This window comes from Nocardia sp. NBC_01327, assembly GCF_035958815.1.
Lineage (GTDB): Bacteria > Actinomycetota > Actinomycetes > Mycobacteriales > Mycobacteriaceae > Nocardia.
Window position 1 is genome coordinate 937,340 of record NZ_CP108383.1, and the last position, 14,680, is coordinate 952,019.

At 67.4% G+C, this 14,680-nt stretch carries 11 protein-coding genes; 6 read left to right on the forward strand and 5 right to left on the reverse strand.

What is annotated here, in order from left to right; genetic code table 11:
* Window position 1 precedes the first annotated feature (1 nt).
* From OG326_RS04110 to acs, 4 genes are all read right to left on the reverse strand, one after another.
* On the reverse strand, window positions 2-961 hold the full coding sequence (locus OG326_RS04110) for an alpha/beta fold hydrolase (RefSeq protein WP_327143292.1): 960 nt from the start codon (window positions 959-961) through the stop codon (window positions 2-4).
* Window positions 962-982: 21 nt separating this feature from the next.
* Window positions 983-1,498: a phage holin family protein gene (locus tag OG326_RS04115; RefSeq protein ID WP_327143293.1), complete on the reverse strand. Its 516-nt coding sequence runs from the start codon at window positions 1,496-1,498 to the stop codon at window positions 983-985.
* 41 nt (window positions 1,499-1,539) lie between these two features.
* Window positions 1,540-2,754 (reverse strand): Na+/H+ antiporter NhaA, encoded by a 1,215-nt coding sequence (gene nhaA / locus OG326_RS04120; RefSeq protein ID WP_327143294.1) that lies wholly within the window; start codon window positions 2,752-2,754, stop codon window positions 1,540-1,542.
* A gap of 592 nt (window positions 2,755-3,346) precedes the next feature.
* Window positions 3,347-5,293: an acetate--CoA ligase gene (gene acs, locus OG326_RS04125; protein ID WP_327143295.1), complete on the reverse strand. Its 1,947-nt coding sequence runs from the start codon at window positions 5,291-5,293 to the stop codon at window positions 3,347-3,349.
* A 358-nt stretch (window positions 5,294-5,651) separates the two neighbouring features.
* Between acs and OG326_RS04130 the strand changes: the two genes are divergently transcribed.
* From OG326_RS04130 to OG326_RS04150, 5 genes are all read left to right on the forward strand, one after another.
* Entirely contained in the window at window positions 5,652-7,163 is a 1,512-nt protein-coding gene (locus tag OG326_RS04130; protein ID WP_327146362.1) for a peptide ABC transporter substrate-binding protein, read from the forward strand.
* A gap of 46 nt (window positions 7,164-7,209) precedes the next feature.
* Window positions 7,210-8,136 (forward strand): ABC transporter permease, encoded by a 927-nt coding sequence (locus OG326_RS04135; RefSeq protein ID WP_327143296.1) that lies wholly within the window; start codon window positions 7,210-7,212, stop codon window positions 8,134-8,136.
* Between the two features lie 10 nt (window positions 8,137-8,146).
* On the forward strand, window positions 8,147-9,106 hold the full coding sequence (locus OG326_RS04140) for an ABC transporter permease (RefSeq protein WP_327143297.1): 960 nt from the start codon (window positions 8,147-8,149) through the stop codon (window positions 9,104-9,106).
* Window positions 9,103-10,776, forward strand: coding sequence for an ABC transporter ATP-binding protein (locus tag OG326_RS04145; RefSeq protein WP_327143298.1), 1,674 nt, complete (start codon window positions 9,103-9,105; stop codon window positions 10,774-10,776). The genes OG326_RS04140 and OG326_RS04145 overlap by 4 nt, the downstream gene beginning before the upstream one ends.
* A gap of 105 nt (window positions 10,777-10,881) precedes the next feature.
* The gene (locus OG326_RS04150) at window positions 10,882-11,628 is read left to right on the forward strand and encodes an oxidoreductase (protein WP_327143299.1); all 747 of its coding nucleotides are present in this window, start codon (window positions 10,882-10,884) and stop codon (window positions 11,626-11,628) included.
* A 416-nt stretch (window positions 11,629-12,044) separates the two neighbouring features.
* Here the strand turns inward: OG326_RS04150 and OG326_RS04155 are convergent, their stop codons facing one another.
* Window positions 12,045-12,854: an HAD family hydrolase gene (locus tag OG326_RS04155; RefSeq protein ID WP_327146363.1), complete on the reverse strand. Its 810-nt coding sequence runs from the start codon at window positions 12,852-12,854 to the stop codon at window positions 12,045-12,047.
* 373 nt (window positions 12,855-13,227) lie between these two features.
* On the opposite strand from OG326_RS04155, the gene ssd reads away from it, so the two are divergent.
* Window positions 13,228-14,385, forward strand: coding sequence for a septum site-determining protein Ssd (gene ssd / locus OG326_RS04160; protein ID WP_327143300.1), 1,158 nt, complete (start codon window positions 13,228-13,230; stop codon window positions 14,383-14,385).
* Window positions 14,386-14,680 lie beyond the last annotated feature (295 nt).

A 14,680-nucleotide genomic window follows, 5' to 3' on the forward strand; every position in this document is an offset into this window, starting at 1 on the left:
GTCAGCTCAGAAGTTTGGCGAGCTCGGCGGTGACCGCCTCCGGATTCTCCTGGTGCGCATAGTGACCCGCGTCCGGGATGGCCACCACGCGCCGCTCGGGGGAGAGCTCCTGCCCGCGCCGGATGGTGCTCGCCAGGATGTACCGGTCGCGGTCGCCGTACAGCGACAGCACGGGGATGCGCACCGGCTCCCGCATGGTCTGCATGAAACGCGCGCCGTCGGGCCGCCACTGGCTGCGGAAGGCCCAGCGCTGGTACTCCAGAGCACAGTGCGCCACACCCGGAATCCGGATGGCCAGGCGCATGCGCTGGGCGGTATCCGCGAATTCGGGAGTGGCCGACCAGTGTTCACCGGCCCGCTGCCGCAGCAGGCGCTCCACCTCGGCGCCGTCGTCGGCGATGAGCAGGTTCTCCGGTATGCGGGGCAGCTGATACCGCAGGAAGTCCGGCAGCCACTGCTTGCGCTGCTTGCGATCCCGCAGGATGGAACTCTTGAGCGCCGCCGGATGCGGTGAGCTGACCAGTCCGATGGAGGTCACCAGGCGGGGGTGCAGGACCGCGGTGGCCCAGCACACCAGACCGCCTTCGGCATGGCCGACCAGGGTGGCCTCGGTATGCCCGAGAGCGCGGATCAGGCCGGCGATATCCCCGGCGAGCGTCCAGCCGTCGTAGCCGCGCGGCGGTTTATCGCTGTCGCCGTAACCGCGCAGGTCCACGGCGACGGCCCGGTAGCCGCGAGCGGCCAGCCCGGTCAGTTGGTGCCGCCACGACCACCAGAAGTCGCCGAAGCCGTGCAGCAGCACCACCAGCGGCGTATCCGGGTCGCCGTAGGACGCCGACCCGCTCACGGCCGGATCGGCCTCTACGACATGGAAGCGAATGCCGTTGGCATGCACATCCCGATGGGTCCACGGTCCGTCGTAGCGGACGGTGGACGGGTCCGGGGGCGAATTCGACGACACGCCGGGAGCGTAATCGACCGACTAGGCGCGGTGCCTGCCGAGTTCGGTCGTGGCGTCGACCGAATTCTCGGAAGCGGCCCCGAAGCCACTGGGCAGCAGGGTCTTCGCCTCCTTCAGCGATTCGATGGTCTTCTCCGGCGCGCGCAGCTTGCGCACCTTGAGATAGCCGAAGAGGGCGAGCAGACCCGTCGTCACCAGCATCAGCAGGAAGACGATGAGGAAGGCCAGCCAGCGGTAGACCCACACGTCCAGCAGCTCGGCCAGGAAGAAGAAAAAGAAGAACGAGCTGAACAGCAGTACGGTCAGCGCCCCGATGAAGAAGACGCTGCCCTGCAGGCCCTTCTTGACCTCACCGGTCACCTCGGCCTTGGCGAGTGCTACCTCGGCCCGCACCAGTGTCGACATCTGTTCGGTCGCATCGCGGACCAGACTGCCGATGCTCGCCGATTCGTGAGTATCGACATCGGACAGCGGAATCGAGGTGATGGTGCGGGTGCGGTTCCCGTCCCGCCCGTTACCGCCCTGTGTGAAGCTCAATTGCTCGACCCTTCTCCATGTCCCGGAACTGCCCGGCGAAGTCACTCTTGTCCTAGCAGTTCCCGCTCGTCACGGCGCGCCTGATGGGCGCGGCCACGACGCAACAGTAGCGCCGAACCCAGCAGGGAAGCCGCCAATGACGTCAGCAACACCGCTGCTTTCGCCAGTTCGACCTCCGAGCCGTCGCCGACGTCCGTGAGTGCGAGTTCTGCCACCAAGAGGCTAACGGTGAACCCGATCGCACCCAGTACCGACAGGGCGAACATGTCCCGATAACCGAGATCGTCGGGTCGCTGGGCGATGCCGAGACGTACCGCGAGCCAAGAGAACCCGAAGATGCCGACCGTTTTACCCACCAGCAGACCGGCGATGATGGCCAGCGACACGCGGTCGGTGAACAGCTGCGAGAACACCTTCGTATCCAGCGGCACCCCCGAGGCGAAGAGCGCGAACAGCGGTACGCAGACGATGGCGGAGATGGGCTGGAAGAAGTGCTCGAGCTTGGCCGCGGGGACGCAGTGCTCGTCCTCGCCCGCATCGGGGCGGACCCGGGTGAGCAGGCCGAGGGCCACGCCGGCCAGGGTCGGATGGATGCCCGCCTCGTGCAGCGAGTACCAGGCCAGCAGGGCCAGCGGGATGTAGAGGAACGGGGTGCCGATCCGCTTCCACTGGCCCAGCGCCCAGACCGCGCAGCACAGGATGGCGAGCAGCAGCCACAGCATTTTCAGCGTGGTGGTGAACAGGACGGCGATCAGAATGATGGCGATCAGATCGTCCACCACCGCCAGGCTCAGCAGGAATACGCGGGCGCCGGCGGGGATGCGGGAGCCGGTGAGCGCGAGCACGGCCAGCGCGAAGGCGATATCGGTGGCGACGGGCACCGCCCAGCCGCGGTCCATACCGTCCACGCCCCAGCCGATGCCGACCGCGATCAGGGCGGGCACGACCACACCGCCGACCGCCGCGAGAATGGGCAGCGTCGCGCGTTTCGGGTCGGCGAGTTCGCCGACCACGAGTTCGCGTTTGAGTTCGAGACCGGCGACGAAGAAGAAGACGGCGAGCAGGCCATCCTTGGTCCAGTCCGCCAGCGTGAGATTCAGGTGCAAGGCGGGGATGTCGAGATGAGCGTCGATCATCGTCGTATAGCTTGCGCTCCACGGCGAGTTGACCCACAGCACCGCGGTGGCCGCAGCAATGAGAAGCAGTGCGCCACCGAAGGTTTCGGTCCGTAGATAGCGGGCGAGTTCGGAACGCATCTGGGTGTGCCTTTCGGGCAGTACGGTCGACTGAACCAGCGGCGTGCGACTCCACCGGACGTGATCGACGCAAACCGCATGCCGACCAGACTTCCCGGCGCACCTTACGCAATCCTAACGGGTAGAAGCTCGCAGATCCGACAGGGCTGCCGGGTCCGGCGCACCCTGAGCAGTGATAACAGGCTCAGGCGTGAGCGTGCGTCCGCGAATGTCGCGCCCAGCCGAACGCGAATTTCACACCTGCGCAAGGGGGTATGCGCCGGGCGCGCAACGCTCTGGCACCTGCCATACGCGCGGCGCGGCGAATACCCCGGGACAGGGCAGTGGGCAAGGGAGTGCCGGCTATGCGAGCCAGGTCGGCGCACGCCTGCGGGGGTGTTGGGCAATGCGGTAGGAGTTCCCGCGGGACATGCTCGGTCGTCGTGCGGACTCGGTACGAGCTGCCGGCGGTGCGGCAGGGGCCGGAGTGCGGGCGTGCAGCGCGGTCAGGGGCTGGAGGAATGCGTCGGCCCCCGCGATGGCTGGTCGCGGGGGCCGAATGCGTTGTACGAGTGCGCTTTACGAGTGCGCTTTACGTACTGCCTGTTGCGGGTTATGCCTTGCCGGCGCGGATGGCCTCGAAGACGTTGGGATCCACCAGGGTTGAGGTGTCGCCCAGTTCGCGGCCCTCGGCCACATCGCGCAGCAGGCGGCGCATGATCTTGCCCGAGCGGGTTTTCGGCAGTTCCGGGACCACGTGGATCTCGCGGGGGCGGGCGATGGGCGAGATCTCGCGGGAGACCTCGGCCTTGAGTTCGGCCACCAGATCCGCGCCGGTGTCCTTGGCCTCGGCGGTCAGGATGACGAAGGCGACGATGCCCTGGCCGGTGGTCTCGTCCGAGGCGCCGACAACGGCGGCCTCGGCGACGCCGGAGTGGCCCACCAGCGCCGATTCCACCTCGGCGGTGGAGATGCGGTGGCCGGAGACGTTCATGACGTCATCGACGCGGCCCAGGACCCACAGGTCGCCGTCCTTGTCGAGCTTGGCGCCGTCGCCGGCGAAGTACCAGCCCTGGTCGCCGTAGCGCGCCCAGTAGGTCTCCTTGTACCGCTCGTTATCGCCCCAGATGCCGCGCAGCATGGACGGCCACGGCTCGTCGAGGACCAGATAGCCATTGGCCTCGGTTTCGCCGAGCACGACCGGCTTGCCCTCCTCGTCGACCACCTTCGAGGAGATGCCCGGCAGCGGAGTCATGGCGGCACCCGGTTTGGCGGCGGTGACGCCGGGCAGCGGGGAGATCATGATGGAACCGGTCTCGGTCTGCCACCAGGTGTCCACGATGGGAGTCTTGTTGGCGCCCACCACTTCCCGGTACCAGCGCCAGGCCTCCGGGTTGATCGGCTCACCGACGGAGCCGAGCAGTCGCAGGCTCGACAGATCGTGCGATTCGGGGATCTCGCGACCCCACTTCATGAACGTGCGCACCAGTGTGGGTGCGGTGTAATAGATTGTGACGCCGTACTTTTCGATGATCTGCCAGTGCCGGTGCTCATCGGGGAAGTTCGGGGTGCCCTCGTAGACGACCTGGGTGGCGCGGTTCGAGAGCGGCCCGTACACGATGTACGAGTGCCCGGTCACCCAGCCGATATCGGCTGTGCACCAGTACACGTCGTTGCCCGGCTTGTGGTCGAACACGTAGTTGTGGGTGTACGAGGTCTGCGTCAGATAGCCGCCGGTGGTGTGCAGGATGCCCTTGGGCTTCCCGGTGGTGCCGGAGGTGTAGAGGATGAACAGCGGGTGCTCGGCATCGAAGGCCTGCGCCTCGTGCTCGGGAGAGGTGTTCGCGACGGTCTCGTGCCACCACAGATCGCGGCCCTCGACCATCGGGGTGTCGATCCCGGTGCGGTTCACGACCAGCACGTGCTCGACGCTCGAATCGCCTTCTGCGAGAGCCTCGTCCACGGCGTTCTTGAGCGGTGCGGGCTTACCGCGCCGCCACTGCCCGTCGGTGGTGATGATCAGCCGGGCCGCGGCGTCGTCGGCGCGCTGGCGCAGTGCGGTGGGGGAGAAGCCGGCGAAGACCACCGAATGGGTCAGGCCCAGGCGGGCACAGGCCAGCATGGAGACGATGGCCTCGGGGACCATCGGCATGTAGATGGCGACGCGGTCACCGGCCACCAGGCCCAGCGAGGTCAGGTAGTTGGCGGCGCGGGACACCTCGGCCAGCAGATCGGCGTAGGTGAGGTCGCGGGAATCGCCGGGCTCGCCCTCCCAGTGGATGGCGACCTGGTCGCCGTGCCCGTCGAGCACGTGCCGGTCCACGCAGTTGTAGGCGACGTTCAGCTTGCCGTCGACGAACCAGCGGGCGAAGGGCGCGTCGTCCCAGTCCAGGACGCGGGTCCACGGCTGTTCCCAGTGCAGTCGCTGCGCCTGCTCGGCCCAGAAGCCCTCGCGGTCCGCCGCGGCCCGATCGTAGAGAGAGGCATCGGCGTTCGCGGAGGCGGCGAAGTCAGCGCTCGGTGGATACGCATCCGGATGGTCGGCGGTGGTTTCGGTCATCTCTCTCTTCTTCTCTCGCGCGTACAGGTCACGGGGTGACCGCGGCCACGTTCGACCCTAACCGACTGTGACCTGCGCGGGGCCCGGCAGCCACGATCGGTCCCACTCGGCGGATACCGCGATTTCCGTCCTGACGGCGCGCTCTCCCTGCGGAAAGCGGCGCCGGCGGCTAGGGTCTGCACCTAACTTTGCAGGGTTCTCATGACCGAATCATGATCGCGGGATTCGTGGATCGAACGGGGTGCGGGTGGACCTGAAGAACGCGGCGGCCCACCGGGCGACCGCCATTCTGATAGCGGTGTTCGCGCTGCTCGCCGCCCTGCTGTCCGGTTGCACGGTCACCCCGGTGTACGGCGACATGATCGCGGTCAACGGATCCGAACCGCAGAATCCGCTGATCCCGTCCAATACCAATGAGAACGGCGGCGGCCGGATCGTGGACCGGCTGTTCGCGGGGCTGCGCTATATCGATGCCGGCGGCACCCTGCACGACGAGGTGGCGCAGTCCATCGACACCACCGATCAGCAGCACTACCGGATCAGGCTGAAGCCCGGCTGGACCTTCAGCGACGGAACACCGGTCACCGCACACTCTTTCGTGGACGCCTGGAACTTCGGCGCCCTGGTCACCAATGCCCAGCTGCAGAGTTACACCTACGGTCCCATCGTCGGATTCGACGATGTGCAGGCGGATCCGCCACGCGCACAGACCATGTCGGGGCTGAAGGTGATCGACGATCTGACCTTCACCGTCGATCTGATCGCGCCGACCATCGACTTCCGCACCCGGCTCGCCTATGCGCCGTTCTATCCGCTGCCCGCATCCGCCTTCCGCGATATCAAGGCGTTCGGGCAGCATCCGATCGGGAACGGGCCCTACCGGTTCGCCGACGGTGATGCCTGGCAGCACGATGTGCAGTTGAGCGTGGTGCCGAACGAGAGCTACAAGGGTGGCCGGCCGCCCCGCAACAAGGGCCTGACCTTCGTGTTCTACTCCAACTTCGATGCCGCCTACTCGGATCTGCTGGCCGACAATCTGGATGTGCTCGACACCGTGCCCGACAGCGCGATCTCGGTGTACAAGAAGGATCTCGGCGAGCGCGCCATCCAAGCGCCGTCCGCGCAGAACCAGTGGGTCGGCATGCAGGCCAACCTGGCGCACTTCGGCGGCGAGGAGGGCAGGCTGCGCCGCCAGGCCATTTCCATGGCCATCGACCGCGGTCAGATCGGGCAGAAGATCTTCCACGGCACCCGGGTTCCGGCTCGCGATTTCACCTCGCAGGTGCTGCCCGGATTCGATGGGAACCTGCCGGGTGCGCAAGAGCTGCAATACAATCCGGACGAGGCCCGGCGAATCTGGGCGCAGGCCAACAGCATCGCGCCCTGGAGCGGGCAGTTCGAGATCGCCTACAACTCCGACGGCGGCCACCAGGCCTGGATCGACGCGCTGGCCAACAGCATTCGCAATACCCTCGGCATCGACGCCGTCGGCGCGGCCTACCCGACCTTCAAGGTATTGCGCGATCAGGTGGTGCACCGCACCATCGGCAAGGCGTTCCGATACGGCTGGCAGGGCGACTATCCGACCATGCTCCAGTTCCTGGAGCCGTCCTTCCTGTCCACCTCCGCATCCAATGACACCGACTACCACAACCCGCAGTTCGACGCCCTGATCGCGGCGGCCGAGGCGGCGCCCGACGAGCAGGCGTCCTGGAAACTGGTGGGGCAGGCGCAGCAGCTGCTGCTGCATGATCTGCCCGTCATTCCGATCTTCGACTACATCAATGCCTCCGGATACTCCAAGCGCGTCACCCATGTCGTCCCGACCTGGAACGGGCTACCCGACTTCGAGAACATCGAACTGAAATGAGCGGCGCGACAGGGACTTTCGCGTGCTGCGGTAGGGAGGTAAGCGCATGGCCTGGTACATAGCGCGGCGACTGCTGCAGATGATCCCGGTGTTCTTCGGGGCCACGCTGCTCATCTACTTCCTGATCTGGAAGGTCACCGGCGGATCCGTCGCCGCGCTGGCCGGACAGCGCACGCTCACGCCCGCGCTGGAGGCGCAGCTGAAGGCGCAGTACGGGCTCGACCATTCGTTCTGGTGGCAGTACCTGCACTATCTGAAGGGCATCTTCACCCTCGACTTCGGCACGTCCTATTCCGGCCGCCCGGTGCGAGAGGTACTGGCGCACGCCTTCCCGATCACCTTCCGGCTGGCGATCCTGGCGGTGTTGTTCGAGGCCGTCTTCGGCATCGGGTTCGGCGTCGTCGCCGGACTGCGCAAGGGCGGCTGGTTCGACTCCACCATGCTGGTGGTCAGCCTCATCGTCATCGCGGTCCCGATCTTCGTGATCGGCTTCCTCGCCCAATTCCTGTTCGGCGTGACCTGGCATATCGCGCCGGTCACCGTCGGCTCCGATGTGAGCTTCTCGCGGCTGATCATGCCGGCGCTGGTACTGGGTTCGCTGTCCTTCGCGTATGTGCTGCGGCTGACCCGGAACTCGGTGGCCGAGAACAAGGCCGCCGATTTCGTGCGCACCGCCACCGCCAAGGGACTGCCGCGCCGGCGGGTGGTGGTCGTGCACATTCTGCGGAACTCGCTCATCCCGGTGGTGACCTTCCTGGGCGCCGATCTCGGGGCGCTCATGGGCGGCGCGATCGTGACCGAGGGCATCTTCAATATCCCCGGTGTCGGCGGCACCCTCTACCAGGCGGTGGTGCGCGGTGAGGCGCCCACGGTGGTGTCGTTCGTGACCGCGCTCATCGTGATCTTCCTGCTCTCCAATCTGATCGTGGACCTGCTCTACGCCGTCCTCGACCCCCGGATCCGCTATGCCTGAGGAGCGTGAGATGTCCGAAACACCTGCGCCGCAGGCTGATCCGCGACCCGGACAGCAGCGCTGGGTCGCACCGCCCGACGAGGTCGAAGTCGTCGTCACCGACAAGGTGGAGGTCGCCGGAGCGCCCGCCGGATTCTGGGGCTCGGCCTGGCGGGAACTGCGGCGCAAACCGCTGTTCCTGGTGGCCGTGGCCCTGATCGTGCTGGTGCTGCTGGTCGCGGCATTCCCCGGACTGTTCACCGGGCAGGACCCGCGCCACTGCGTGGTCGGCTTCAGCCTCGCGCCGCCCGATCGCGATCACTGGTTCGGCTACGACCTGCAGGGCTGCGATATCTACGCGCGCACCATCTACGGCGCTCGCGCCTCGGTCCTCACCGGCATCGGCGCCACCGTCCTGTTCCTCGGCATCGGCGGAACCGTCGGCGCGCTCGCGGGATTCTATGGGGGAGTGCTGGATTCGGTGATCTCGCGGCTCGCCGAGATCGTGTACGCGCTGCCGCTCATGCTGGCCGCCATCGTCATCATGCAGCTGGCCAAGCATCGGACCATCTGGGTCGTCATCGCGATTCTGGCCGCGTTCACCTGGCCGCAGGTGGCGCGCATCGCCCGCGGCTCGGTGCTGTCGGCAAAGAACAGCGACTACGTGCAGGCGGCAACGGCCTTGGGCGTCACCCGATTCCGGATTCTGCTGCGGCATGTGATCCCCAATGCGCTGGGGCCGGTCATCGTGGTGACCACCATCTCGCTGGGCGTCTTCATCGTCACCGAGGCCACCCTGTCGTTCCTGGGTGTCGGACTGCCGCCGACCGAAGTGTCCTGGGGTGCGGACATCGCCGCCGGACAGCGGCAGCTGCGCGCCGGGTCGCTCATCCTCTTCTACCCGGCGACCGCACTGGCCCTGACCGTTCTGGGCTTCATCATGCTCGGCGACACCCTGCGCGATGCGCTCGACCCGAAGGAACGGCGATGAGTGAGCCGCTGCTCGAAATCCGGGATCTGCACATCGCTTTCGGCTCCGGCGAGCGTCGTGTCGACGCGGTGCGCGGGGTCGATCTGACCGTGTATCCGGGCCAGACCGTGGCGATCGTGGGGGAGTCCGGCTCCGGGAAATCCACCACCGCGCACGCCATCATCGGACTGCTGCCCGGTGCGGGGCGGGTCGAATCGGGCAGCATTCGCTTCGACGGCAAGGATCTGACCCGGGCCTCCGAACGCGAGCTGGTCGCGGTGCGCGGCAACGGCATCGGATTCGTACCGCAGGATCCGATGTCCAATCTGGATCCGGTGTGGAAGGTGGGCTTCCAGATCAGGGAGACGCTGGCAGCCAATGGCATCGCCCGGGGCAGCGCCGCCCGGCAGCGCGCCGTGGAACTGCTTGCCGAGGCCGGGATTCCGGATGCCGAGCGGCGGATCAACCAGTACCCGCACGAGTATTCGGGCGGTATGCGGCAGCGGGCGCTCATTGCCATCGGGTTGTCGGCGCGGCCGAAACTGCTCATCGCCGATGAACCGACCTCCGCGCTCGATGTGACCGTGCAGCGGCAGATCCTCGACCATATCGACGGGCTCACCCGCGAATTGGGGACCGCGGTACTGCTCATCACCCACGATCTGGGGCTGGCCGCCGAACGCGCCGAACATCTTGTCGTCATGTATCGCGGGAAGGTCGTGGAATCCGGTCCGGCACTGGAGATCCTGCGCGATCCGCAGCACGAGTACACGCGCAGGCTGGTGGATGCCGCGCCCTCCCTTGCCTCGCAACGACTCTCGGCGGTGCAGTACCGGGCCCGGATTCGCGAACTCGCCGTGGATGTGGCCGATGCCGAGGCGGAAGGTGAACTGCCCGACGACATCCTGGTCTCGGACGGGCTCACCAAACGTTTCCGAATCCGCGGCTCGGTGCCCTGGAAGCACACCGAACTTGTTGCCGCCGACAATGTTTCGTTCCGGCTGCGGCGCGGGACCACCACCGCGCTGGTCGGCGAATCCGGTTCCGGCAAGACCACCGTCGCTCACATGGTGCTGGGCCTGACCGCGCCGACCGGCGGTTCCGTCACCTTCGACGGTGACGACGTCGTGCACCTCGTCAAGCGCACCCCGCTGGCTTTCCGGCGGCGGGTGCAGCCGATCTTCCAGAACCCCTACGGTTCCCTCGATCCCACCTATTCCATTCACCGCACCATTGCCGAACCCCTGCGCACCCATCACATCGGCAGCCGCGAGGAACGCGACCGCCGCGTCAGCGAACTGCTCGACCTGGTGGCCCTCCCGTCGAGTGTGGCGAGCCGCTATCCGGGCGAACTCTCCGGCGGCCAGCGTCAGCGCGTGGCCATCGCGCGCGCACTCGCCCTGGAACCGGAACTCGTGGTCTGCGACGAAGCCGTCTCCGCCCTCGACGTCCTGGTCCAAGCCCAGATCCTGGAGCTGCTCAACCAGCTCCAAGGTGAGCTCGGCCTCTCCTACCTCTTCATCACCCACGATCTCGCCGTGGTCCGCCAGATCGCCGACAATGTCGTGGTCATGCAGCAGGGCAAGGTCGTCGAAGCCGCCACCACCGGCGAGGTTTTCGACAACCCCCGTTCCGATTACACCCAGCGCCTGCTGGACGCCATCCCGGGCCGCGACCTGCTGGTCGGCTGATCCGGCTCACGGCCGCGAACTGTGGTTTCGCCGCCGGACCAGCTCGTCTGCCTATGCGCGGGGCTCACCGCGCACTGGATTCGGCCGCAAGTAGCCTGGGCAGTCGTGACCGATCCGCTACAGCCACTCGTCGAACTGCCCGGTGTGCGCGACGCCGCCGACAAGGCCCGGGACGCGCTCGCCGGAGTGCATCGCCACCAGGCGAATCGGCGCGGCTGGCCGACCACCGCCGCCGAGGCCGCGGTCCGGGCGGCGCGCTCGTCGGCGGCCATCGAGGGCGGCAGCATCGAGTTGCCCGCGGACGGCAATGTGGAGGACCCGATCCTCGCCGGCGCGCTGCGGGTCGGGCAGGCGTTGGACGGCGACGCGCTGCGGACCTTCGTCGGGGTGTGGGAGCGGGCGCCGCTGCAAGCGCTGGCCCGGCTTCACCTGCTCGCGGCTGCCGATATGGTCGAGGACGAGCAGCAGCTGGGCCGCCCGCGCAATATCCCGGGTGTGGCCGAACGACTCGACCTGCTCGCGCAGACGGTGCTCACCAGCAAGGCCCCGGCCCCCGTCATCGCGGCCATCGTGCACGGCGAACTGCTGTCCCTGCGGCCCTTCGGCACCGGTGACGGGATCGTCGCGCGGGCGGCCTCGCGACTGGTCGCGGCGTCCAGTGGGCTGGACCCGCACAGCCTCGGCGTGCCCGAAGTCTTCTGGTTGCGCAGGCGACAGGCCTATCTGGATGCGGCCGCCGGATTCGGTATGGGCACCGCGGACGGCGTCGGCGGATGGGTGATCTTCACCTGCGGCGCACTCGAAGACGGTGCGCGCGAAGCCCGTTCGATCGCGGACGCGGCGAGCGGATAGCCCCCACACGTCAATGCGGGCGGCGTAGCCGCTGTTGCGACTTCACCGCCCGCATAGCACGGATCGCCTGGTTACCAAGCGTGCTTCTCGGGTTGTGTTCCGGCCTCGGCGAGCTCTCCGGGTTCCGGTGCGGATCATCCCCGCAGATTTGCGAGGCCATTACCGACCGGACCGCAGATAACGCAGGCCCACAACACTCATGCCCTGTCGCGGCGTGCTCCGCGTGGGTGCCGGGTGTCCGTGCTGGGAAGGGTGGGACGGGAGACCGAATCTTCTCTTCCGATTCCGATCTTGGCCTTCCCTACTTCCGTGCGTCCATTGTTACCCTGTGACGGCCCTCACATCAAGTGCTGAGAAAACTTTCCAATACCCGGCGTGTCCGGCCGTTTTGTGCTGTGGCGTGTCTGGATGCGACCTCATCTGCGCCGGCGGAGCAGCCGGTAGCTCACCGCGCCCGCGGCCACCGCGCTGAGGGCGACCACGGCGCTGGCCGCCACGGTGGTCGTCGACGGTTGCGGAATGCGCGCCCACAGCGAGACCGGGTTGGAGAAGGTGAGGATCGGCCAGCCGCGGGCGACCGCCTCCTTGCGCAGACCGCGATCCGGATTGGCCGCGGTGGGATGCCCGACCACGCTCAGCATCGGCAGATCGGTCACCGAGTCCGAGTAGGCATAACACCGCGACAGGTCGTATCCGTATGTGGCGGCGAGCTTTTCGATGGCCTCGACCTTGCCCTCGCCGTAGCAGTAGAACTCGACTTCGCCTGTGTACTTGTTGTTTTCGACCACCATGCGCGTCGCGGCATAGTGGTCGGCGCCCAGCGCGACCGCGATGGGCGCGACCACCTCCGCGCCGGAGGCCGACACGATGACCACATCGTGGCCCCGAATGCGGTGGTCGGCAATGAGATCCGCCGCCTCCGCATAGATGAGCGGGTCCACGATGTCGTGCAGGGTCTCGGCGACGATCGAGCGCACCTGATCCACATCCCAGCCCGCGCACATGCGGGTCAGGTTCTCCCGCATGCGCTCCATCTGATCGTGGTCGGCGCCGGAGAGCAGGAACAGGAAATGCGCGTAGCTGCTCTCCAATACTGCTCGTCGGCTGAGCAGGCCCTGGTCCAGAAACGGCTTGCTGAACACGAAGGCACTCGACCTCGCGATCACCGTCTTGTCGAGATCGAAGAAGGCGGCGACTCGTCCGCGCTCGGCTGTCACAGCGACCAGCTTATGTTTCGGAGGCGGCGGGCGGGTGGCGCGGTGCGCTCGGTGCGGGATTTTGCGGCGTTTGCCGGAGTTAGCCAGTCGGAAGCGGGGCCGTGGCGGCGGGAAAAAGACTCGCTCGGCGGACTTGCAAACGTTCTAGGCCTTGGGTGTAGTATTGGCGGTGCTTGGACTTAGTCCAGGCAGCGTTCAGCCCGACCCCCCGGGGCTGAACCCGACGACCCCAGCCTCCTCCCCCCCCGGCTGGGGTCGTCCTCTATTTACGGACTGTTGTGTCCCACTGGATCACCCGGCTTTTTATCCACAGGCCGCGTGTTATCCACAATCGCTATTGAGGCTCTTTCGGCGCACCCGCGTTTGGGCGACGCTGACCTGCATGAACTCTCATGCCGATGCTTCATTACGAGCCCTCGCCCTGGTCTCGGATCACAGACTGCGAGACGAGGTCCGGCGCATTGCGGCGGCCGCCGACCGTCCGCTGGACGAACGCACTCCGCCGCTGGGCCGGCATGCGTGGACCGCTGCCTCGGTGATCGTGCTCGACTCCGCCGCCGCACGTAGCTGCGCATCCGCCGAGTGCCCCCGTCGCACCGGAATTCTGCTGGTAACCGACGGGGAGCCGGGTTTGCTCGATTGGCGGGCAGCCGCCGAAATCGGTGCCGAACAGGTGCTTCCACTGCCGGCCGAGGCGGATGCCCTGATCGCCGCCTTCGCCGCCCACGACCAGCGCGGCAGCGGCGACGGGGCGGTGGTCGCCATAGCCGGCGCAGTCGGCGGCGCGGGCGCCTCCACCCTGGCAACCGCCGTGGCCCTCGCCGCCGCCGAACGCTTCCGCGATCACACGCTGCTGGTGGATGCCGCTCCGCACGGCGGCGGTCTCGACCTGCTCCTCGGGCTGGAGAAGACCACCGGCCTGCGCTGGCCCGATCTCGTCATCGAGGACGGCCGCGTCTCCGCCGCCGCCCTGCACGATGCCCTCCCCGCCGCCGCGGGTGTGGCCGTTCTCTCCTGTGGAAGAGGTCCCACCGCAACGGAACTCAGCCCGATCGCGCTGCACGCCGTGGTCGAGGCGGGCCGCGCCGCCGGCGATCTGGTGGTCTGCGATCTGTCCACAGAACGCGGACCGCACACCGACCGGCTCCTCGACACCGCCGACCTGATAGTTCTCATCACCCCCGCCCGCCTGCGCGCCACCGCCGCGGCCGAATCGGTGGCAGCCCACCTCATCAGCCGAAATCCCCATGTGCGCTTGATTATCCGCGGCCCCTCCCCAGGCGGTCTCCGCGCCCGAGAAATCTCCGAAACCCTGGCCCTTCCCGTCCTGTCCGCAGTCCCATCCCACCCCGCCCTTTCCCAATCCCTCGAACGCGGCCCCCTCATCCTCCCGCGCCGGGGCCCCCTCCGTACGGCGGCCGAATCCGTCCTCACGGCCCTGGTCTCGAACACTCACCGCGCCAGCGCCCCACCAACTCCCCGTAATCGCCTGCCGTCCAGACGAATCAACACCCCCGCCCTCACCGGGACGTACCGATGACCCGGACCCGCCGCCCCGAGATCGAAGGCCTCGGCGGCGAACCGCGCCTGCGCGGAACGCCTGCCTCAGCAGCCCAGTACTCAGCAGACCACCTCTCCCGTTGCTCTCGACCGCCCACGGCACCGCCCACCAATCTGCTCGTGCGGCAAGCACGTGAATGTGCCGTGGATGCGGTCGCAGGTCGTGCTGTGTTCGGGCGGGCTCCGCAGCCGGAGAAGTGTGTGAATACGCGACGGGCACATCGGTTGCCGGTCGGCCCACGTGCGGGTAAGCCCCGGGTAGATCGCTGGCTGTT